General features: G+C 67.4%; 17 protein-coding genes. 2 read left to right on the forward strand and 15 right to left on the reverse strand.

Going from position 1 to position 19,942, the window contains the following annotated elements; translation table 11 throughout:
• Window positions 1–34: 34 nt before the first annotated feature.
• The 7 genes from U4Y88_RS30605 to U4Y88_RS30635 all read right to left on the reverse strand — a co-directional run bounded on the left by U4Y88_RS30605 (window position 35) and on the right by U4Y88_RS30635 (window position 7,636).
• Window positions 35–622 carry a YSC84-related protein gene (locus U4Y88_RS30605; RefSeq protein WP_224018101.1) on the reverse strand — a complete coding sequence of 196 codons (588 nt, stop codon included), beginning with the start codon at window positions 620–622 and terminating at the stop codon, window positions 35–37.
• Between the two features lie 210 nt (window positions 623–832).
• Window positions 833–1,783 (reverse strand): DUF2950 domain-containing protein, encoded by a 951-nt coding sequence (locus tag U4Y88_RS30610; protein ID WP_321788528.1) that lies wholly within the window; start codon window positions 1,781–1,783, stop codon window positions 833–835.
• Window positions 1,784–1,803: 20 nt separating this feature from the next.
• Window positions 1,804–3,225, reverse strand: coding sequence for a DUF3300 domain-containing protein (locus U4Y88_RS30615; RefSeq protein WP_321788613.1), 1,422 nt, complete (start codon window positions 3,223–3,225; stop codon window positions 1,804–1,806).
• 392 nt (window positions 3,226–3,617) lie between these two features.
• The gene (locus U4Y88_RS30620; protein ID WP_321788530.1) at window positions 3,618–4,976 is read right to left on the reverse strand and encodes a TAXI family TRAP transporter solute-binding subunit; all 1,359 of its coding nucleotides are present in this window, start codon (window positions 4,974–4,976) and stop codon (window positions 3,618–3,620) included.
• Between the two features lie 149 nt (window positions 4,977–5,125).
• Window positions 5,126–5,557: a MarR family winged helix-turn-helix transcriptional regulator gene (locus U4Y88_RS30625; RefSeq protein WP_065064334.1), complete on the reverse strand. Its 432-nt coding sequence runs from the start codon at window positions 5,555–5,557 to the stop codon at window positions 5,126–5,128.
• 102 nt (window positions 5,558–5,659) lie between these two features.
• Window positions 5,660–6,892 carry a thiolase family protein gene (locus U4Y88_RS30630; RefSeq protein ID WP_321788532.1) on the reverse strand — a complete coding sequence of 411 codons (1,233 nt, stop codon included), beginning with the start codon at window positions 6,890–6,892 and terminating at the stop codon, window positions 5,660–5,662.
• A gap of 207 nt (window positions 6,893–7,099) precedes the next feature.
• On the reverse strand, window positions 7,100–7,636 hold the full coding sequence (locus U4Y88_RS30635; RefSeq protein ID WP_321788534.1) for a carboxymuconolactone decarboxylase family protein: 537 nt from the start codon (window positions 7,634–7,636) through the stop codon (window positions 7,100–7,102).
• A 159-nt stretch (window positions 7,637–7,795) separates the two neighbouring features.
• On the opposite strand from U4Y88_RS30635, the gene U4Y88_RS30640 reads away from it, so the two are divergent.
• A complete protein-coding gene (locus U4Y88_RS30640; RefSeq protein WP_224018111.1) occupies window positions 7,796–8,776 on the forward strand; it encodes an AraC family transcriptional regulator in 981 nt (326 codons plus the stop codon).
• Between the two features lie 16 nt (window positions 8,777–8,792).
• Here the strand turns inward: U4Y88_RS30640 and U4Y88_RS30645 are convergent, their stop codons facing one another.
• The 7 genes from U4Y88_RS30645 to U4Y88_RS30675 form a co-directional block, all read right to left on the reverse strand.
• Window positions 8,793–10,259, reverse strand: coding sequence for an efflux transporter outer membrane subunit (locus tag U4Y88_RS30645; protein ID WP_321788536.1), 1,467 nt, complete (start codon window positions 10,257–10,259; stop codon window positions 8,793–8,795).
• A 49-nt stretch (window positions 10,260–10,308) separates the two neighbouring features.
• Window positions 10,309–11,844 carry a DHA2 family efflux MFS transporter permease subunit gene (locus tag U4Y88_RS30650; RefSeq protein WP_321788615.1) on the reverse strand — a complete coding sequence of 512 codons (1,536 nt, stop codon included), beginning with the start codon at window positions 11,842–11,844 and terminating at the stop codon, window positions 10,309–10,311.
• Between the two features lie 133 nt (window positions 11,845–11,977).
• On the reverse strand, window positions 11,978–13,069 hold the full coding sequence (locus tag U4Y88_RS30655) for an HlyD family secretion protein (RefSeq protein WP_321788538.1): 1,092 nt from the start codon (window positions 13,067–13,069) through the stop codon (window positions 11,978–11,980).
• A 49-nt stretch (window positions 13,070–13,118) separates the two neighbouring features.
• On the reverse strand, window positions 13,119–13,643 hold the full coding sequence (locus U4Y88_RS30660) for a MarR family winged helix-turn-helix transcriptional regulator (protein WP_321788540.1): 525 nt from the start codon (window positions 13,641–13,643) through the stop codon (window positions 13,119–13,121).
• A 113-nt stretch (window positions 13,644–13,756) separates the two neighbouring features.
• Window positions 13,757–14,716: a LysR family transcriptional regulator gene (locus U4Y88_RS30665; RefSeq protein ID WP_224018119.1), complete on the reverse strand. Its 960-nt coding sequence runs from the start codon at window positions 14,714–14,716 to the stop codon at window positions 13,757–13,759.
• Window positions 14,717–14,836: 120 nt separating this feature from the next.
• Entirely contained in the window at window positions 14,837–15,175 is a 339-nt protein-coding gene (locus tag U4Y88_RS30670) for a helix-turn-helix domain-containing protein (protein ID WP_224018121.1), read from the reverse strand.
• A gap of 11 nt (window positions 15,176–15,186) precedes the next feature.
• On the reverse strand, window positions 15,187–16,710 hold the full coding sequence (locus U4Y88_RS30675; protein ID WP_321788617.1) for a PLP-dependent aminotransferase family protein: 1,524 nt from the start codon (window positions 16,708–16,710) through the stop codon (window positions 15,187–15,189).
• 198 nt (window positions 16,711–16,908) lie between these two features.
• Here U4Y88_RS30675 and U4Y88_RS30680 point away from each other — a divergent pair, with 198 nt between their 5' ends.
• Complete coding sequence (locus U4Y88_RS30680; RefSeq protein WP_321788542.1) at window positions 16,909–19,230, forward strand: FdhF/YdeP family oxidoreductase; 2,322 nt, start codon at window positions 16,909–16,911, stop codon at window positions 19,228–19,230.
• A gap of 105 nt (window positions 19,231–19,335) precedes the next feature.
• Here U4Y88_RS30680 and U4Y88_RS30685 read toward each other — a convergent pair whose 3' ends face one another.
• Window positions 19,336–19,776, reverse strand: a complete 441-nt coding sequence (locus tag U4Y88_RS30685) for an RHS repeat domain-containing protein (RefSeq protein ID WP_321788544.1) — start codon at window positions 19,774–19,776, stop codon at window positions 19,336–19,338.
• Between the last annotated feature and the right edge of the window lie 166 nt (window positions 19,777–19,942).

Consider the following 19,942-nt stretch of genomic DNA (forward strand, 5'->3'; position numbering starts at 1 on the left):
ACATACGCCGCCAGCCCGCGGGCCGGCGTCCGCCTTAAATCTTCAAACGCGAGACCTTGGTGCCCGCGAGCGAGACGTCGGCCATCAGGCCTGCGTTGGTCATCACGAACACTTCGACCGGATGCGTGGCCGTGTTGGTGTCGACCGCGCCGTTCGCGCCGATCGTCACGAGCGCGACCGAAGCGTCGGCGCCCGCGGCCCAGCCGTCGGTGGAGCGGAATTTTTCGAGCGCGTCCTGCGTCATGAAGGCGAAGATGATGGCCTTCGACTGCGCCCCCGCCTGCAGTCCGAACGAACCCGACACGGTGCTGTAGTAGCCCGAGGTCGCGCCGCCCACGCGCAGCGCGCCTTCGCCGTACTGCGCGCCGACGATGAAGCCGGCTTGCAGCACCGACGGGAACACCAGCACGCCGCGCGACTTGGCGATCAGTTCGTGCGAACCCGGTACCGTCGAGTACAGCTTGGTCATGGCGTTATCGACGCTGGCGTCGATCGACTGGCGCTTCGACATATCCGTCGCCGCGTTCGAGGTGTTCGTACCTGTGGTCGTACAGCCGGCGAGCGCGAAACCGCCGGTGGCGAGCGCCGCGGCCGCCGAAAGCATGAAGTTGCGTCGTTGCATGTCGTTATCTCCACACGAATGAGAGTTTGCGCTGAGGTACAGCAATCCGCGTGCCCGGCTTCAGACGGGCGCCGCGCCGCTCCAACCTCAGGCGCAAGCGGGGCGGCTGCGTCGAGCCGCATCCCACTCCGCAACGATTCTGCCCGATTTATCGTAAGCGGGCGTTGAAATCCGGCAAGGGAAGCGCGGGCGAGTCGCCCGCGCACCCGCTCAAGGCGATGTCGGCTGCCACGACGGATCGGGATCGAAGGCCTTCAGCGACGCCGCGACGCGCGCCCCGTTCGGCCCCAGATTCTTCTGATACAGCTTGCCGTCCTGGTTGACGATAAAGCTCATCACGCCCGTCTTGCCGTACTGCGCCGGCCACGCCACCAGCGCGAAACCGCCCGTCAACTGGCCGTTCTGCACATAGCTGCGCGCACCGCCGCCCGCGTGCGCGCCCTGCGCCGCGAGGATGCGGAAGTGATAGCCGTGATAGCCGTCCTTCGGCGAGATCTTCGCGTCGTGCGGCATGGTCTCGGCGAGCGGGCCGAGCGGGCTTTCGGTGTCGCCTTCGCCGGCCGGCCAGTAAAGGCCGTCGTGCGTGCCGGGCGTGCTCACCAGGCGCTGCGCGTAGTGCTGCATCTGGCCTTTGTATTCGTTCTGGGCGTCGACATAGGCAAGCGCGGTGAGCATGGCCGAGCGCTCGTTGCGGCCGATGCGGCGTGTGAGCACTTCGGTCGCGCCTTCGCGCGGATCGAAGCGCCAGCCGCCCGCCCCCTGCACGATCGGAATCGGCAGCGTCCAGCCGCTGTCGCCGACGGCCAGATGCGCGCTCGCCTTGCCCGCGACCGGCGGCGAATCGGGCACGACCTCGTGACCCTTGGACCAGGCGCCGAGGAAGTCGTCGATATCGTCGCGGCCGATGTTCTGGGTGGGAATGAACTGCTCGAAGTCGCCGCCGAGTACGTGCTTCATCGCTTCGTGGTCGTTGCTGGCGAGCGCGTTCGTGAACGCTTCGGCGGCGGCGTCGGGCGTGGGATAGACGGCCTGGGCGAACGCGGCGGGTGCGGCACCCAGCGCGAACGCGAGCGCGGCGGCAGCCGACGCGCTCGCGCGAACCCAGCCGAAGGCGCGGCGCGGCGCGCCTTGCGGCAAACGGCGTGCTTGATTGCGGATCATCGCGAGTCTCCTGTCGGGGTTCAACGGTGACGGCCCATGTGGCGTTCGCCGCCACCGCCTGCGCCCATCCGGCCGCCGCCTCCACCGCCGCCGCCGAATGAGGGCCGCGCGCCGCCGGATTGCGCGCCGCTGAAGCCGCCGCCTCCACCGCCGCGGTTCTGCAGCGCCTGACGGCTCTGCTGGCCGCGCTGCGCATCGGCGCGCGCGGCGCCGCCGTCGCCCGCGCCGCGCAATGCGTTGTCGCGGTTTGCGTTCTGCGCGCGGTTGCCGATGTCGTTCTGGCGGTTCGCGTTCTGCGCGCGGTTGCCGATATCGTTCTGGCGGTTCGCGTTCTGCGCGCGGTTCGCGGCGTTGTTCTGCGTGCCGCCCTGGCCGCCGACGCGTCCGCCTTGCGCACCCTGCCCGCCCGCCCGGCCGCCTTCGCCGCGGTTATTCAGCGCATTGCCGCCACCGTTCGCGCCGGCCCGGTTGCCGCCCTGCTGGATGCCTTGCAGACGCTCGCTCGCGTTGCCGCCCATGTTCTGCCCGGTGCGGTTCTGCAAGGTCTGCATGGCCTGCGAGCGCGACTGGTCGTAGCCGCGGAAGTTGTTGCGCTGGCCGTTCAGATTCGCGTTGTTGATGTTCGCATTGCGGCGCTCGACATTGGCGTTGCGATTCCAGTTCGCCGTGCCGTTGGTCGTGTTGATGCGGTTGTTGACGTTGATGTTGTTGTAGCGATTGACGTTGATGTTCACGTCATGCGAATTCCAGCCGAAGCCGCCCCACAACGAATTGGCGACCGCCACGCCCGCGCCGAACGCGAGCCCGCTGACGAAGCCGGTGGCGAGCGCATAGCCCGGAGGCGGCGGCATATAGACAGGCGGATACGCCGGATACGGCCACGTGCCGTACACCACCGTCGGGTTATAGGTCGGCACGTACACCACCTGCGGATTCGCCGGTTCGATCACGATGGTCTGCGTGGTGCTGCTGGGCGCCTGCTGCACGACCACCTTCTGCTGCTCGTTCGACTTGAGGTTGCCCGCCTTCTGCGCCTGCGCGCGCAGACGCTGCACCGAATCCATCACGTCGTTGGGCTGCGCGAGAAACGCCGTGCCGATCTGCTCGACCCAGTCGGGCTTCGACTCCATGGTCGCCAGCACCTGCGGAAACGCCACCAGCGACTGCACGCTCGGGTCCCACGGCTGCGAGGCCACGGCCTTCACGGCGTCGTCGCCCTGCAACTTCGGATTGGCCTTCGACCATGCCGCCGCGGCCTGCACGTCCTGCGGGAACGTGGTGGCCATCAGCACCTGCGCGAGCAGCGCATCGGGATAGAGCGCGACGGGCGCGGTGAGCGCATCGAGTTGCTGATTCGACAGATGCGCGGCGTTCTGCGCGAGCGCGACGCCGGGCCCGGCCGGGCCGACGAAAAGCGGTGCGGCCGCGAGCGCGGCGCACATGAGCCAGGCAGCACGCTGGCGTACACCGGACGATTTCACGTAACGGTCCTCCTGGTTGCTGATGGGCACGATGTGATGCTCGATGCAATGCAGGTTGTGAGGCTTGCTGTGACGCTTGCCATGACGCACGAGGCGAGGCGCCCTGCCTTATGCAGCGCATGACGTCGCAACGTCGCAGCACGAATCCAGACGATGCGCAGCCGCGACGTACTGCTATATAACGCACTTGTGCACCAGGCTGCGCGCAAAACGTACCGGCCCAAAATAAAGGGCGCGCGGCGGCAATGTCAATTGCGCACACGCGAAAGCGCGGCGTTTCAGGAGACGTATCAATGAAGCTGTCGAATGCGCCGAACGCAACAATCCGCGCGGCATCGAAGCGTAGTGTCGAATCAATGCTCTGCGTGCGCGGTGCGGCGCTGCTTCGGCACGAGATGCATGCGCACGAAACCGATATGCTCGCGCAGCACATAGAACGCATCGGCGTACGCGAGCGGCATGCGCAGCGTGTTGAGCGAACGCTCGATCTCGTCGAGCTCCTCGATCAGCGCATGACGTTCCGCTTCGTTGGTGTGCTTGAGCGCGTCGCGCTCGATGGCGATCAGCGCACCGTAATAGCGATAGATGCGCGAGCGCACGCGCCAGCGGTACATCGCGGGAATCGCGCGCAGCGCCGGAAACACCAGCACCGCGAGCGGCAGCAGCAGCACGAGCAGACGGTCGGCCACGCTCGCGAGCCAGAACGGCAAGGTGCGATAGAGAAAGCTCTTGCCCGACTTGTAGTAGCGCGTGGCGTCTTCGCTGATGCGGAAATCGTGCGCCACCGGACTCGGAAATTCGCCCGCGCGCTGCATCAGCCCGGGCACGCCGTTCACCTCGCTCGCGGCCTCGATCAGCAGATCGGAGATGGCCGGATGCAGCGTGTCGCGCGCGACGATCTCCACGGTCGGCCCGATCAGATGCACGGTCTGCGGCGGCACGCGGCGGCGCAGATCGAGCACGCCGGGCGGCAGGTCGATGCCCTCCAGATACGGAAAGAGCCGCGTATACGCGGCCGATTCCTCGAAGCTCATCACCGAAATACCGGGTATGTTCAAGAGGCGCAGCATCAGCGTGCGCGTGGTGGAGTCGCCGCTGAGCATGGCAACGTCGACGCGGTTCGAGACCAGCGCGGTGGCCGCCTCCATGCCGTCGAGCGGCAGGAAGGTGGAGTCGCCGCCGGGGTCCATGCCGTTCGCGTGCAGCAGTTTGAGCGAGAGCTCGCGCGTGCCGCTGCCCACGCGGCCGATGGCGATGCGCTTGCCGTCGAGATCGGAAAGCTGCGTGAATCCACGGCCGCGATAGAACACCACGATCGGCAGATAGGCCACGCTGCCGAGCGACATCAGCGAGCGCGTGTCTACGCCGTCGGCCACGCCGCCCTGCACGAACGCGAGATCGACCTTCGATTTGGGATCGAGCAGACGCTGAAGGTTCTGCACCGAGCCATCGGATTCGACGATCTTGAGCTTGACGCCGTTGCGCGCGAGGACCGTGCGATAGCCCTCGGCCATCTGCATGAACGAGCTGTCACGCGGGCCCGCGCTGATGGTGATGGCGCGCGGCGGCGCCGGATCGACGAGCCACACGACCACGGCGATCACGGCGATGCAGAACAGCACGACCGGCAGCGTGGACAGCGCGATATCGCGCCACGCGGGGTGCGAGGTGTCGCGCATGAAATGCGGCAAAGGTGGACGATCTCGTCTCATGAGAACCCGGCGGCGATGCGTCGAACTCCAGGAACCCCATCATGCCATTTTCGCGCCGGATCGGGACGCTGGTGTTTGCGAGGGTGCCGCCCGGCTGAAAGCTACGTAAGCGCCGCCCGCCCATCCGGCGCGCGCTTACGCAATGCGCATCACGCCGCCGCTTTGGTCAGCGCGAACAGTTCGGCGCGCAGCGCCTTCGCGCGGTCGCGCTTCATATGCTTTTCGAATTCCGCCTGGGCGTCCTGCCAGAGCGCGTGCGCCTTGTCGTAGCGGCGCAGGCCGCTCGCGGAGAGCCGGTAGACGAGCGTGCGCGTGTCGTGTTCGGCGGCGGCGGTGAGCACGAGGCCGTCGCGCTGCAAGGGCTTGAGCGCGCGCACGAGCGTGGTGCGGTCCATCACGAGGTCGTCGGAGAGTTCGGCGGCGGTGGCGTCGGGGCGGCCCGCGAGACGCGAGAGTATCGTGAACTGCGCGGCCGTCACGCCCGCCTGCGCGAGATGGCGCTCATAGAGCTGCGTGACGAATCGCGCCGCCTGCCGCAGTGCAAAACAGTTGCATTCTTCGCGCGTCACTCGCTTCGTCATCGCCGTTCACCTTCTCGTGCTTCGTTCGCCGTTTCGTGGATATCGTGGATCATGGGCGCGCGCGTCGAAGCCATCGTGGCGCCCGACGCGCGCGCCCGGCCATCATACTTTCTCGAGCGCGAGCGCGATACCCTGGCCGCCGCCGATGCACAGCGTCACGACGCCCCGGCGCACGCCGTCGCGCTGCATCGACCAGGCCAGCCGCGTGGTGAGGATCGCGCCCGTCGCGCCGATCGGATGGCCGTGCGCGATCGCGCCGCCTTCCACGTTGACGATGTCGGCGGGAATGCCGAGCTGCTTGATGACCGCGAGCGGCACCGCCGCGAAGGCCTCGTTGATCTCGAAGCGCTCGACGTCGCCGAGCGACCAGCCCGCGCGCCGCAGCGCGAGCTGCACGGCGGGCACCGGCCCGAGGCCGAACAGGCCCGGCTCGACCGCCGCCACGCCCCACGCGACGAGGCGCACCATCGGCGCGAGGCCGTGCGCTTCGGCGAAACCGCGCTCGGCCACCAGCATCGCCGACGCCGCGCTGTTCAGCCCCGGCGCGTTGCCCGCCGTGATCGTGCCGTCCGGGCGGAACGCGGGCTTGAGCTTCGCGAGCCCCTCGAAGGTGGTGTCGGGACGCGGCGCTTCGTCGGTATCGAAACGCTCCACGCCCTTCTTGCCCTTCAACTCCACGGCGACGATTTCTTCCTTGAAGCGCCCCGCCGCCTGCGCCGCCGCGAAGCGCTGCTGCGAGCGCGCGGCCCAGCGGTCCTGCTCGTCGCGCGTGAGTTCGGCCTTCGTCACGAGGTCTTCGGTATGCCAGCCCGAATGCTCGCCCGAAAACGCATCGACGAGACCGTCGCGCAGCATGCTGTCGTGAATCTGCGCGTTGCCCATGCGATAGCCCCAGCGGCCGCCGTCGAGCAGATACGGCGCGCGGTCCATGTTCTCCATGCCGCCCGCGAGCGCGACATCGGCGAGGCCGAGCAGCACTTCCTGCGCGGCGCTCGCCACCGCCTGCGCGCCCGAGCCGCAGACGCGGTTCACCGTGAGCGCGGGCACCTGCACCGGCACGCCGCCGCCCAGTTCCGCCTGGCGCGCGGGATTCATCTTGTTGCCCGCCTGGATCACGTTACCGAGCACGACCGAGCCGAGCAGCGCGGGATCGAGCTGCGCGCGCGCGAGCGTTTCGCGCACCGCGATCGCGCCGAGTTCGGTGGCGGGCACGCCCTTGAGCGCGCCGTTATACGCGCCGATCGCCGTGCGCACGGGATGGCAGAGGACGATCTCGCGCGCGGCGTTCGTGCTCGTATTGAGCGGGGAATTAGAAGTGGATTGCGACAGGCTCATCGTGTTCTCTCCAGAGTCATTCGATGGAACAGCAAAACCGCTGCATGCACGACTTCATTCTATGTATGCATATGCACACGTCCAAACGGTTTCATCGAATCGATACTCGTGATTCGTGGCACGTTTTATGTCGGCGGCGCATGCAGCGCGGATGGCCTGTCGCTTGACCTACTCGTTCGCCTCGCGGCGAACGGCTGATGAAACGGCTTACGCGACGGCCGGAAAATCGAGTGTCGTATCGTTGATGCGGTTCACGAGATTCGTGAACGTGATCGACGCAATCGCCAGCGAAATGTCGACGATCTGGCGCTCCGTATAACCCGCGTCGCGGATCGCCTGCACCTCGGCTTCGTCGACCGTGCCGTGCGTTTGCACGAGCAGGCGCACGAAGTGCACGAGCGCGTCGCGCTTCGCGTCGCCGGTCGCGTCGCCCGCGCGGATCTGCTTCATCGTCTCCGGCGCGAGGCCCGCGAACTTGCCCGCCAGCGTGTGCGCGGCGAGACAGTAATCACAGCCCGCCACTTCGCTCACGGCGAGCTTCACGGCTTCGATGTCGGGCTTCGAGAGCGAGCCGCCCGCGAGCACGGCTTCGACGCCGAGGATCGAGGCGAGCGCTTCCGGGCTATGCGTGCCGATGGTGGCGTACGCGTTCGGCACCTTGCCGACGGCCTTGCGGATCTTCGCGAAGACGTCGGCGGCGGCGCCGGTGGCGGCTTCGGGCTTGATGGAAGAAAGACGGGACATGATCGACTCCTGATTCGTTGAATTCGCTGAATTCGTTGAAAAGGCGCGCCGCGCGGAAGGTGCCCGGCATCGCGTTTCTGCTGCACCGCCATCGTCGATGGCATGACGCCAGTCTAGGCGCGCACGCCGACGCTTTTAATGCCAGAATGGCGCGAATTCATGCTCGATCGTCTCACCGTCCTTTCACGCAAGCCACCCACGCCGCCGCCGATCATGGACATCCTCAGCCGCCTGCTCTCGCTCATGCCCGTCGCGGGCCGACTCGACGTGCGCTGCCACTTCGGCGCGCCGTGGCGCATCGACGAGCCGGGTGCCGGCCCGCGCGAGATCCGCTATCACGTGCTGGTCGCGGGTTCGGCCATCGTCGAGGACGCGCACGGCACGCCCACCGCGCTGCATGCGGGCGACATCGTGCTGTTCCCGGCGGGCGGCGCGCACGTGCTCCACGACGGCAGCGGCGAGACGCCTTCCGCGGTAGAAAAGCGCGTGGAAAACGGTCTCGAAGTCGCGACAAACCAGACCGACACGCATCGCACCGATGTCCTGTGCGGCCGCTTCCTGCTGCCCGCCGTGCCGCAGCGGCTGCTGCGCGAGAACCTGCCCGGCCGTCTCGTCGTGCACAGCGCGCCCGCGGGCGGCCACGCGCCCGAGCGGCTCGTGCGCCTGATCGCGCTGCTGCGCGACGAGGCGCTCGAAGCGGGGCCGGGCAGCGATTCGCTCGTCAACCATCTCTCGGGCGCGCTGTTCGCGCTCACGCTGCGTTACGCGAGCGGCACCGACGCGCCGCCGCGCGGCCTGCTCGCGCTCGCCCGGCAGCCGCGCCTGCAACCGGCCATCGACGCCATGTTCGAGACGCCGGGCCGCCCGTGGACGCTGCCCGATCTCGCCGCGCTCTGCCATATGTCGCGCGCGACCTTCGCGCGCCATTTCGACGAAGCGATCGGACGCTCGGCCGCCGACGTGCTCACCGATATCCGCATGACGCTCGCGGGCCGTCTGCTCGCGCAGGGCAACCAGCCCGTGGCCGAGATCGGCGAATTCGTCGGCTATCAATCCGATGCCGCGTTCCAGCGCGGCTTCAAGCGCCACGTCGGCATGACGCCCGCGCAATGGCGCGCCGCCGCGCGCGCCGAGGCCTGAGCGCGCGGTCATCGGCTCAGCCGCCACGCGCGGCGCCTGGCGACGACGCCACCACCTCGCCGCTTTCGCTCCAGCCGCCGCCGAGCGACCGGTACAGCGCGACCGCCGCGAGCGCGCGCTCGCGCTGCGCGTTGTTGAGCAGATCGGCGTCGGCGAGCCAGGTTTGCTGCGCGCTCAGCACGTCGAGAAAATCGGTCGCGCCGCCTTTGTAAAGCTGATTCGCGAGCTTGAGCGATTGCGCCGACGCCGTCACGGCATCGTGCAGCTGCTGCGTCTGCGCGGCCGTGCTCACGAGATCGGTGCGGCTGTCCTCGACTTCGCGCAGCGCCTGCAGCATCGTCTGTTGCAGCTTCAGTTGCGATTCGCGCATGCGGCTTTCGCTCTGCTCGATATCGGCGGTGATGCGGCCCGCGTTGAAGATCGGGCTCGTCGCGCTCAGTGCCGCGCTGAACAGGTTGTCCGTGAGCGTGGGCAGACCGAGATACGAGGCCGCGAGCACACCATCCGCGAGATTGAGCGAGAACTTCGGATAGCGCTCCGCGCGCGCCACGCCCACTTCCGCCGCGCGCTGCTGGACCGTGGCGTAAGCGGCCTGCACGTCGGGGCGGCGCAGCAGCGCTTCGGACGGCAGCAATTGCGGCACGCTCGCGGGCGCGGACGGAATGGGCGCGGGCGTCGTCAATGCGAGTTGCGCGACGGCTTCCGGCGTGCGGCCCGTGTACACCGCAATCAGATTCAGTTGATGGTCGATGCTCGCCTGCGCGCGCGGAATGCGCGCCTGAAGTTCGCTCAACTGCGTTTGCGCGCGCGTGACGTCGAGCTGCGTCGAAAGCCCGTATTTCAGGCGGTCCTGCGTGAGCTGCAAGGTGCGCTGCCGTATTCCTACGTTATCCTGAAGAATCTTCAGTTCCGCCTGCGCCCAGCGCAAATCGACATACGCGGATGCGGTATCCGCCGCCAGCGCGAGACGCACGGCATCGAGCGCATGCTGCTGGCCGACGAGATTCGACTGCGCCGCCAGCAGATCGAGCCGCTCGCCGCCGAACACATCGGGCGACCAGCTCAGCGCGAGACCCGCGCCCGCCTGCTTCACGTAGCCGAGCGGCGGCGGCGTGTTCTGCCGCGTGTACGCGCCCTGCGCCGTGAAGTCGAGTTGCGGCAGCAGCGCCGCGTGCTTTTGCGTGGTGATCGATTGCGCCTGCTTCACGCGCTCGGCGGCGGCCTGCAAGTCGAGATTGCCGCTCAGCACTGTGCCAAGCAGCGCGTCGAGCGTCGGATCGTCGAATTGCGCCCACCAGGCGCGCGCGTCGATAGCGTCCTGCGGGGCGTCGATGCGCCACGCGGCGGGCGCGGTCTCGTGCACCGTTGCGGGCAAATCGGCATGTTGCGCGGGCTGCACGGCGCAGGCCGCGAGCACGGCAACAGCCAGTGCCGACAGCGCGAGACGAAGCGGCTTCAAAGGGGAAAGCGTCGAAGGTGACATGTTGGACCTCGGAAACTCGATGCGGACTCAGTGCGAACTCATTGCGGAATCAATGTGCGTCGGGCGGCGGCGCGGCGGTCGTGATCGGCCGCGAGAACGCCACGCAGGCAATCGCCACCACGAAGCACAGCGAGAGCACGAAAAACGTATCGGAGAACGTCATCACCAGCGCTTCGCGCAGCACCAGCGCGTGCAGTTGCGCGATGCCCGCCTGCGCGGCGTCGAGCGTGTTGCCCGCCATCGCCGACCAGTACGCCGTGCGTCCCGCGAGCAGCGATTCGACTTGCGGCACGCCGTGCGTCACGCTCTCGTTCAGACGCAGATAGTGGAAATTCAGGCGGTCGTTGAGCATGGTCGCGCTCACCGCGATGCCGATCGCGCCGCCCAGATTGCGCATCAGATTGAACAGCCCGCTCGCCGACTTCAGCCGCGAAGGCGGCAGCGACCCGAGCGACATCGTCACGATGGGCGGCACCGCGAACTGCTGGCCGATACCGCGCAGCGCCTGCGGCAGCAGGAATTGCTGCCAGCCCCAATCGTGCGTGAGCGGCACATAGAGATAGCAGCCGAGCCCGAAGCACACGAGCCCGAACAGCAGCAGCGCGCGCATGCTGAAATAGCGCGTGGCGAACGCGTAGAAACCGAGCGCAATCAACTGAAACGCGCCCACCGAAAGCAGCGAGAGTCCGATCTGCAGCGAGCTGAAGCCGCGCACTTCCGCGAGAAACAGCGGCGTCAGAAACACGGCCACGAAGATGCCGATACCGGTCACGAACGACAGCACGCTGCCGATGCCGAAGTTGCGCACCGAGAGCGCGCGCAGATCGACGATCGGATCTTTCGCGGTGAGCGCGTGCACGATGAACAGAAACCCGCCAATGGCCGCGATCCACGTGCAAAGCACGATCACGTCGTCGCCGAACCAGTTCTTGCGCGGGCCTTCTTCGAGCACGTATTCGAGGCAGCCGAGAAACGCGCTCATCAGCACGATGCCCAGATAATCGCCGCGCTTGATCAGCGAGAGATCGGGTTCGTCGATGTGCACGTACTTCGGCACCAGCGCGGCCACGGCGATGCCGGGCACGAGGTTCAGATAGAACAGCCAGTGCCACGACCACTGGTCCGTGATCCAGCCGCCGATCACGGGGCCGAGCGTGGGCGCGAGCGAGGCAAGCGCGCCGATGGTCGTCGACGCGACGATGCGCTGCTTGCCCGGAAACAGCACGAACGCCGTGGTGAACACGGTGGGAATCATCGCCGCGCCGAGCGCGCCTTGCAGCGCGCGAAAGATGATCATCGAATTGATGTCCCACGCGAGGCCGCACAGCATGCTCGTGATCGTGAAGCCGACCGCCGAGCCGACGAACAGCCAGCGCGTCGAGAACACTTTCGAGAGCCAGCCCGACATCGGAATCACCATGATTTCCGCGATCAGATAAGCGGTCTGCACCCACGAGAGTTCGTCCTGGCTCGCGGAGAGTCCGCCGCCGATATCGCGCAGCGACGAAGCGACGATCTGGATATCGAGCGTGGCCATGAAGAAGCCGATGCACATCAGCGCGAACGCGAAGGAGCGCTGCGCCATCGGCTGCTCATGCGGCTGGAGCGCGCGCGGCGCGGGCGCAAGTTCGGGCGCAAGCTCGCGCGCGGTCAGCGGGGGACGCGCTTCGAGTTCGGAAACGGGGGCGTTCATGTCGGTTGGCCTCGTGTTTAAGCGCTCATTGCGCGGCGGCGTGCTGCGTGCCGCGGTCCAGATGCACCGTCACCGTCGCCGAGAGGCCGGGACGCAGCACGCCCTCCATGCCCGGCGGCACCTGCACGCGGATGCGCACCGGCACGCGCTGCACGATCTTCGTGAAGTTGCCGGTGGCGTTCTCGGGCGGCAGCACGCTGAAGGTCGCGCCCGTGGCCGGCGCGAGGCTTTCCACGCGGCCGTGCAGCGTGCCGCTCGCGGCGTCGAGTTCGACGTCGGCGGCATCGCCCGCGTGCATCTTGCGGAGCTGATCCTCCTTGAAATTCGCATCCACCCAGAGGTCCGACGCGGGCACCACGGTCAGCAGCGGCGCGCCCACGTTCGCGAGCATGCCCACACGCGCCGTGCGATTGCCGATGAAGCCGTCCACCGGCGAGCGGATCGTCGTGTAGTCGACGTTGAGCGCGGCGAGACGGCGGCTCGCTTCGGCGGTCGCCACGCGCGCCTGTGCGTCGACGATCTGCGCGGCCAGCACGTCGAGCTGACGCTGCGCCGCCACCACCGACGCGCCGCTTTTCGCGACCGAGGCTTGCGCTTTCGCGGCGTCGGCGTCGGCGCGTTCAACGAGCTGGTTCGACACCGCGTCGTCCTTCACCAGCGCGCGGTAACGCGTCTGGTCCTGTGCGCTGCGCGTGAGTTCGGCGTTCGAGGCGCGCGCCTCGGCCTGGCTCTGGTTGATGACGGCGGCTTGCAGCGTGCGGCGCGCGTCGAGTTCGTCCACGGCGGCACGCGCGCTCGCGAGTTCGGCGTCGGCCTGTGCGAGCTTCGCGTCGTAGTCGCGCGCGTCGAGCCGGATCAGCACTTGCCCGGCCTTCACACGCTGGTTGTCCTGCACGTCGATTTCGGCGACGAAGCCGCTCACACGCGGCGCCATCACCGTGACGTTGCCGCCCACGTAGGCGTCGTCGGTGGACTGCACGAAACGCAGCACGAGGAACCAGTAGCCAAGCGCCGCCGCGAGCGCGAGCGCCACGGCGCCGAGCGCGAGGCGCATCCAGGGCAGACGCGCGCGTTCGCGCGGCGCGGCACCCGTGGCAGGAGTGGAAGGACTCGACATGACGTTCACCTGTGTATATGCACTGTTGAAGATAAAAAATGGCGGCGCGTCACACCGCCCGTGTGATGCGCAGCAATTCGCGCCGGAGCCACGCGGCGCGCGGCGCACCGAAACGGCGCTCGAATTCGTCCTGCGCCGCGCGCCAATGCACGCCCGCTTCGCCCAGCCGCTCGCGTCCTGCCGCCGTGAGCGACACTTCGCGGCGGCGGCAATCCGTGCGTGCCGCTGCACCTCCGGCGTCCTGCAAACCTGCCCGATCGGCGACCAGACCGCTGCGCAACAAGGGCCGCAACGCGCGCACCAGCGTCGTGCGTTCCATCACCATCGTGCGGGCGAGTTGCGCCATCGTCAGCGAAGCTTTGCCGTCGGCCGGGTCTGTCGCACCGAGCGAGCCGAGCGCACCGAGCGCGCCGAGGATGCTGAACTGCGTCGGCGTGAGCCCCGCCGCGCTCAGATGCCGCTCGTAAAGCTGCGAGAGATGGCGGGCCGCCTGGCGCACCGCGAAGCAGTCGTCGTGCTCCAGAGACGGAGCGCAATGCGGCTGTGCGAGCGAGGATCGGTCAGAAGTGTGCATACGCACAGATTAGACGGCATGCGGGGCCGCGACAACTGCCGCGCGCGGCATCACTTTATGACCGCGGCGGCAATAATCCCTTTCACACGACGATTGAAGCGCGCGCTTACTTTTCAGTCGACCTGCTGCGCCTGCGCGTCCGCGAGCGCCTGGGTGCGCGGCTCGGCATGCGTGACGCCGCCGAAAAATTCCGTGGCGTGGTCGATGAAGGCGCGCACCTTCGCAGGCAGCAGCGTGCGCGAGGTGTACGCGAGCCGGATCTCGATCTGCATGTCGCTGATCGGGAAGTCGTCGAGCAGCGTAACGAGGCGGCCCGCCGCCAGATCCTCCTGCACCAGCGCGTTCGGCAAGATGCCGATGCCGAAACCTTCCAGCACCATCGCGCGATTGAACTCGGGGTTGTTCGAGGCGATTTCGTACTTCAGTTGCACGGTCACGTCGTCCTCGCCGTCGCGGCCGCGGAACGTGAGCGTGGGCTTGCGCAGCGAAGGTGGCATCGGCACGAAAACGTGCTGCGCGAGGTCGGCGGGATGGCGCGGCGTGGACGTGGCCGCGAGATACGCGGGCGAGGTGACGAGCGCGAGCGGAATGCGTTCGAGCAGCTTCGTCACCGTGGTGTCGTTGTTGAGCATGAACGGCAGCACGAGGCCGAGGTCGTAGCCGTCGGCGACCAGATCGACCTGACGCTCGGTCAGCATCACGTCGAGCGTGACCTTCGGATGCGCGCGCTTGAAGCTCGAAATGAGCGGCACGAGCCGGTTCACCGTGGCCGTGGTGTGCGCCACGAGACGCAGCACGCCGTTGGCCTCGCGCGTCTGCTCGGTGGCGCCCGCCTCCAGCGCGTCGAGGTCGTCGAGCACGCGGCAGCAGCCGTCGTAGAAGCGCTCGGCGGCTTCGGTCAGCGAAACCGCGCGCGTGGTGCGGTGGAACAGTCGGCTGCCGAGGCGCTTTTCGAGCCGCGCGATCGCGCGCGAGACGACCGGCGTGGCGAGGCCGTGCATGTCCGCGGCGCGCGTGAAGCTGCGCGCCTCGACCACGGAACGGAAGATCCGCAAGGTGTCGATATAGTCCATGGCGATGACGATGAAGTTCGAGCGAGTGTAATGCGCCGCGCGCAAACGCGCTTGGCGCGTTTAAGGTACTCGCCTGGGTACTCGCCTGATATGCAGGCCCGGCGCGCCCGCGTGTTCCGCTCAGTCCGACCGTTCCGCGCCGCCGAACACCTCCAGGCAGAACGCGCGGCCGTCTTCCGAGAGGCTCGCGCGGCCCGTGCCGTCCTCGGCGAGCGTGGTCACCACGAGGCCGCTGTCGACGAGTCCGGTCAGATGGCGGCGCAGGCCGCTCATCGGCACGCCCGCCTGCTTCGAGAGCTTGGCCAGCGACCACTCGCGATCGGGCGTCTCGCGATGCGCGCGCCAGAGCTGTTCGAGGATCGAGACCAGCGCGGGATCGACTTCGCCGGCTTCGCCTGCTTCGTCATCCGGCGCGCCATTGCCGTTGTGCAGGTCGTCGTCGTTGTCTTCGTCGTGCATCGTGTGTCTCCTCAGGCCATCTTCGCGGCCAGCTCGCCGAGCGTCTTCAGCGCCGCCTCGGTCTGCGCGGTCCACGGATAGCTATAGTTCAGGCGAATGTAGTGGTGAAAGTCGTTGCGCATCGAGAACATATAACCCGGCCCGATGGTGATGCCCTGCGCGAGCGCGGCCTGGTAAAGCCGCATCGAATCCACGCGCGGCGGCAGTTCCACCCACAGCACGTAGCCGCCCTGCGGATCGGACGTGCGCGTGCCCGCCGGAAAGAAACGCTCGACCATCGCCGTCATGAGCCGCGCCTGCAGCCGGTAGAAGTGTCGCAATCGGCGCAGATGACGGTCGTAGCCATCATGGCGCAGATAGTCGGCGAGCGCCACCTGCGGCACCGAAGGCGTGGTGAGCGTGTTGAGGAACTTGAGCTTTTCGACCTGCGCGCGGTAGCGCCCCGGCATCGCCCAGCCGATCCGGTACGAAGCCGACAAACTCTTCGAAAACGACGCGCAATGCAGCACGAGCCCGCGCGTGTCGAACTGCTTGAGCGACGAAGGCCGCGTCTCGCCGTAGTACAGCTCCTGATAGACGTCGTTCTCGATCACCGGCAGATCGTGCGCCTGCGCGATCTCGACGAGCCGCGCCTTGTTCGCATCCGGCATGCGAAAGCCGAGCGGATTCTGGAAGTTCGGCATCACCATGCAGGCGGCGACCTTCTGGCGCGCGAGCACGCGTTCGAGTGCGTCGAGGTCGATACCGGTGTCGGGGTGCGTGCTCACCTCGATCGCGCGCATGCCCAGACGCTCGATCGCGTGCAGCATCGCGTAGTAGGTGGGCGATTCGACCGCCACGGTGTCGCCGGGACGCGCCACGGCTTGCAGGCTCAGGTTGATGGCCTCGGTCGCGCCCACGGTGATGACGATCTCGTCCGGGTCGATGGTCGCGCCGTTTTCGGCGTAGCGGCGCGCGATCTGGCGGATCAGTTCGGGATTGCCGGGCGGCAGGTCGTCGATCAGGTTCCAGCTCGCGTGGCGGCGCGCGATGGCATTCGCGTACTGGTTGATGCGCCGCCAGGGATACAGCGCCGGGTCGGGATACGGCGAGCCGAGCGGCACCGCGTCCTGCGCGCCGATGGTGCGCAAGGTCGAGAGCACGAGGCGGCTGACGTCGACGGGCGCGGGCGCCGACGCGGGTGGCGTGGGCGGCGCGGGTGGTGCGACCGGCGCCTTCGATGCGCCGCCCGGACGGCGCGCGCGGGCGTCGTGCGCCACGCGGCTGCCTTCGTGGCCCCGTTCGCCGCCACTGTCACGCCCCGCCTCGCCCGTCCCGCGCGCCACCGGCCGCGCGCGCACGAAAAAGCCCGACTGCGGCCGCGATTCGATCACGCCCCGGCTCTCCAGCAACGCGTAGGCGTGCAGCACCGTCTTGATGCTCACGCCGTGCTGCTGGCTCGCCCGCCGCACCGAGGGCACGCGCTCGCCCGGCCCGAACACGCCGCGCCGCACGGCGGCTTCGATGTCGTCGGCGAGCTGCTCGTAGCGGGTCAGGGAGGAAGGCGGCGCGGGCATGAGAAAGGCAAGCGAAAGGAGGCCGGCGGGGGCGGCCGGCGCAAACCCCGCCAGTCTATGACAAATCGTCGCAACTGTATCCCTCCGCTTTCCAGATTTCTGTGATCACCAGGGACACAGGAACACAGTAGTCTCGCCTCATCGGGCCATCCGCCCTCACGAATCCGAAGCCGAAGCATGAAGAAGCCGCAAGGTCGCATCGAACCGTATCACCACCCCGCCGCTGGCTGGGGCGCACTCAAGCAGGTCGCGATCAACCTGATCAAGGAGAAGGTCTCGGGCGGCAACTACCGCACGCTGCTCAAGCAGAACCAGCCGGACGGTTTCGACTGCCCCGGCTGCGCGTGGCCGGACCGCGAGCACGCCTCGACCTTCGAATTCTGCGAGAACGGCGTGAAGGCCGTGGCCGCCGAAGCGACCAGCAAGCGCGTGACGCCGGCCTTCTTCGAGCAGCACACCGTCACCGAACTGATGGCGCAGTCGGACTACGAGCTGGAGCAGCACGGCCGCCTGACCGATCCGATGGTCTACGACGCCCAGCGCGACCGCTACGTGCCGATCGAATGGGACGACGCGTTCGCGCTGATCGCGAAGCACCTCAAGGCGCTCGACGATCCAGACCGCGCCGCGTTCTACACCTCGGGCCGCGCGAGCAACGAAGCCGCGTTCCTCTATCAGCTGTTCGTGCGCATGTACGGCACCAACAACTTCCCCGACTGCTCGAACATGTGCCACGAGGCCACCAGCCGCGGCCTGCCGGGCACGGTGGGCATCGGCAAGGGCACGGTCACGCTCGACGACTTCGAGCACGCCGACACGCTGCTGATCTTCGGTCAGAATCCCGCGACCAATCACCCGCGCATGCTCGGCGAACTGCGCGAATGCGCCAAGCGCGGCGCGACCATCGTCTCGATCAATCCGCTCAAGGAACGCGGCCTGGAGCGCTTCGCGAGCCCGCAGCACACGCTCGACATGCTCTCGCCGAAGGGCGTGGAGATCAGCTCGGTGTTCATCCGCCCGCGCATCGGCGGCGACTTCGCGCTGATCAAGGGCATGGCCAAGCGCGTGATCGAAGTCGACGATCAAGCCGTGGCGCAAGGCACGGAACGCATTCTCGATGTCGCCTTCATCGCCGAGCATACGGTGGGCTTCGAGAGCTTCGCCGCCGATCTGCGCGCCGAATCGTGGGACACGATCGTCGCCGAAGCGGGCGTGCCGCTCGAAGAAGTGCTCAAGCTCGCCGACATCTACATCAAGGGCAAGGCCGTCATTTCGACGTGGGGCATGGGCATTACGCAGCACAAGAATTCGGTGGCGACCATTCAGCTGCTCTCGAATCTGATGATGATGCGCGGCAATATCGGCCGCCGCGGCGCGGGCCTGTGCCCGGTGCGCGGCCACTCGAACGTGCAGGGCGACCGCACGGTCGGTATCGAGGAAAAGCCGACTCAGGCGTTCCTCGACCGTCTGGGCAAGGCCTACGATTTCGAGCCGCCGCGCGAGCACGGCTACGACGTGGTCGAAACCATTCACGCGATGCTCGAAGGCCACGTGAAGGTGTTCATCGGCCTCGGCGGCAACTTCGCGATCGCCACGCCCGACACGCCGCGCACCTTCGACGCGATGCGCTCGTGCGCGCTCACGGTGCACGTGACGACCAAGCTCAACCGCAGCCATCTCGTGCATGGCGAGGACGCGCTGATCCTGCCGACGCTCGGCCGCACCGAAATCGACCTGCAGAACGGCGTGCCGCAAGGCGTCTCCGTCGAAGACTCGATGAGCATGGTGCACATCTCGTACGGCATGAACCGTCCGGCGTCGAACAATCTGCTTTCGGAAATCGCCATCGTCGCGCGCATGGCGCACGCCACGCTCGGCAGCGAGAAGGTGGACTGGCTCGATCAGGCCGGCGATTACGCGAAGATCCGCGACGGCATCGAACAGGTGTTCGACGGCTTCCAGAACTACAACGAGCGCCTCAAGCATCCGGGCGGCTTCCACCTGGGCGTCGCGTCGCGCGACCGCGTGTGGAAGACGCCGAGCGGCAAGGCGCAGTTCGTGGTGCACGCGATTGCGCTCGATACGCCGATCCACCGCGCGCGCGCCGAACACGGCCAGAAGCTCATGACGCTGATGACCACGCGCTCGCACGATCAGTACAACACGACGATTTACGGTCTCGACGACCGTTATCGCGGCGTGTACGGCCTGCGCCGCGTGCTGTTCGCGAACCGCGAGGACATGACGATGCTCGGCTTCGAGCCGGGCCAGTTCGTGGATATCACGAGCGTCTGGGACGATGGCATCGAGCGTCATGTGACCGACTTCATGCTCGTGGAGTACGACATTCCGCGCGGCTGTCTGGGTGCGTACTATCCCGAGACGAATCCGCTCGTCCCGCTGGAGTCGATCGCGGATGGCGCGGGCACGCCGACGTCGAAGTCGATTCCGGTGTTATTGATGCCGGCGAAGGCGGGGGCGGCGGCGTTGGCGGCTTGAGGGTTTGCGAGGGTTCGCTAGGCGGCGCTGCTTTAGTGGGCGCCGATTGCCGCTTTGGGCGTGCTTGCATCGTTGGCGTAAAGCTGCCCGCCATGCTGGGGACCGCTACGTGCGGCGGCGTGAGCTTCGAGATGCGCCGGCCCAGTGCGTGGTAGCGGTACGACGACTGCTTCTTACGGTCGCTCGACTAGCCCATCCGGTCGAAGCTTCCCAGCCGAAGGTTGTGCGCTCGCCGTTGTGACTGCGCTGGCTCAGGTTGCCGCGATCGTCGTACGCGTAGTGCGTCCCCGCAAACTCCTTCAGCAGGTTGTCCAGCAGCGGCGAGGACAGCTTGCCGCCCAGCACGCCGATACCGTGCTCATCGAGCGCGGTCGGGATGCGGATGTTGCTCGCCGGGTCGAAGCCGAACTTCTCCTCGCCGTACGCGCCCTGGGCTCGCGTGAGCCGACGCAGCGGGTCGTACGCATAGCGCGTTTCGCCACGCCGCATGTCGGCGATCTGCGTCAGTTGGCCGGCCGCGTCGAAGCCGTAGCGGCGCTCGGCCACCTTGCCCGACGTCCCCGACAGTTCCGACGCCCAATCTCAAGGCACGGTCAAACGTCATAGAACGGTTCATGACGATCCAGCAGCCACCGCGCCAGCCGCGCGACTGGAGAGTCGGTTATACGCCGCAGTTCTATCCGTGAATAGATCGAGCATGCGGGATTCACAC

The sequence above is a fragment of the Paraburkholderia sp. J94 genome (assembly GCF_905220285.1).
GTDB lineage: Bacteria > Pseudomonadota > Gammaproteobacteria > Burkholderiales > Burkholderiaceae > Paraburkholderia > Paraburkholderia tropica_A.

Excerpts from the sequence above, each read along its gene's own strand:
- U4Y88_RS30630 (WP_321788532.1), bottom strand. The coding sequence starts at position 6,892 with ATGAGCCTGTCGCAATCCACTTCTAATTCCCCGCTCAATACGAGCACG.
- U4Y88_RS30635 (WP_321788534.1), bottom strand. The coding sequence starts at position 7,636 with ATGTCCCGTCTTTCTTCCATCAAGCCCGAAGCCGCCACCGGCGCCGCC.
- U4Y88_RS30650 (WP_321788615.1), bottom strand. The coding sequence starts at position 11,844 with ATGGCGCAGCGCTCCTTCGCGTTCGCGCTGATGTGCATCGGCTTCTTC.
- U4Y88_RS30645 (WP_321788536.1), bottom strand. The coding sequence starts at position 10,259 with ATGTCACCTTCGACGCTTTCCCCTTTGAAGCCGCTTCGTCTCGCGCTG.
- U4Y88_RS30665 (WP_224018119.1), bottom strand. The coding sequence starts at position 14,716 with ATGGACTATATCGACACCTTGCGGATCTTCCGTTCCGTGGTCGAGGCG.
- U4Y88_RS30655 (WP_321788538.1), bottom strand. The coding sequence starts at position 13,069 with ATGTCGAGTCCTTCCACTCCTGCCACGGGTGCCGCGCCGCGCGAACGC.
- U4Y88_RS30625 (WP_065064334.1), bottom strand. The coding sequence starts at position 5,557 with ATGACGAAGCGAGTGACGCGCGAAGAATGCAACTGTTTTGCACTGCGG.
- U4Y88_RS30660 (WP_321788540.1), bottom strand. The coding sequence starts at position 13,643 with ATGCACACTTCTGACCGATCCTCGCTCGCACAGCCGCATTGCGCTCCG.
- U4Y88_RS30640 (WP_224018111.1), top strand. The coding sequence starts at position 7,796 with ATGCTCGATCGTCTCACCGTCCTTTCACGCAAGCCACCCACGCCGCCG.
- U4Y88_RS30615 (WP_321788613.1), bottom strand. The coding sequence starts at position 3,225 with ATGTGCGCCGCGCTCGCGGCCGCACCGCTTTTCGTCGGCCCGGCCGGG.
- U4Y88_RS30610 (WP_321788528.1), bottom strand. The coding sequence starts at position 1,783 with ATGATCCGCAATCAAGCACGCCGTTTGCCGCAAGGCGCGCCGCGCCGC.
- U4Y88_RS30680 (WP_321788542.1), top strand. The coding sequence starts at position 16,909 with ATGAAGAAGCCGCAAGGTCGCATCGAACCGTATCACCACCCCGCCGCT.
- U4Y88_RS30605 (WP_224018101.1), bottom strand. The coding sequence starts at position 622 with ATGCAACGACGCAACTTCATGCTTTCGGCGGCCGCGGCGCTCGCCACC.
- U4Y88_RS30620 (WP_321788530.1), bottom strand. The coding sequence starts at position 4,976 with ATGAGACGAGATCGTCCACCTTTGCCGCATTTCATGCGCGACACCTCG.
- U4Y88_RS30670 (WP_224018121.1), bottom strand. The coding sequence starts at position 15,175 with ATGCACGACGAAGACAACGACGACGACCTGCACAACGGCAATGGCGCG.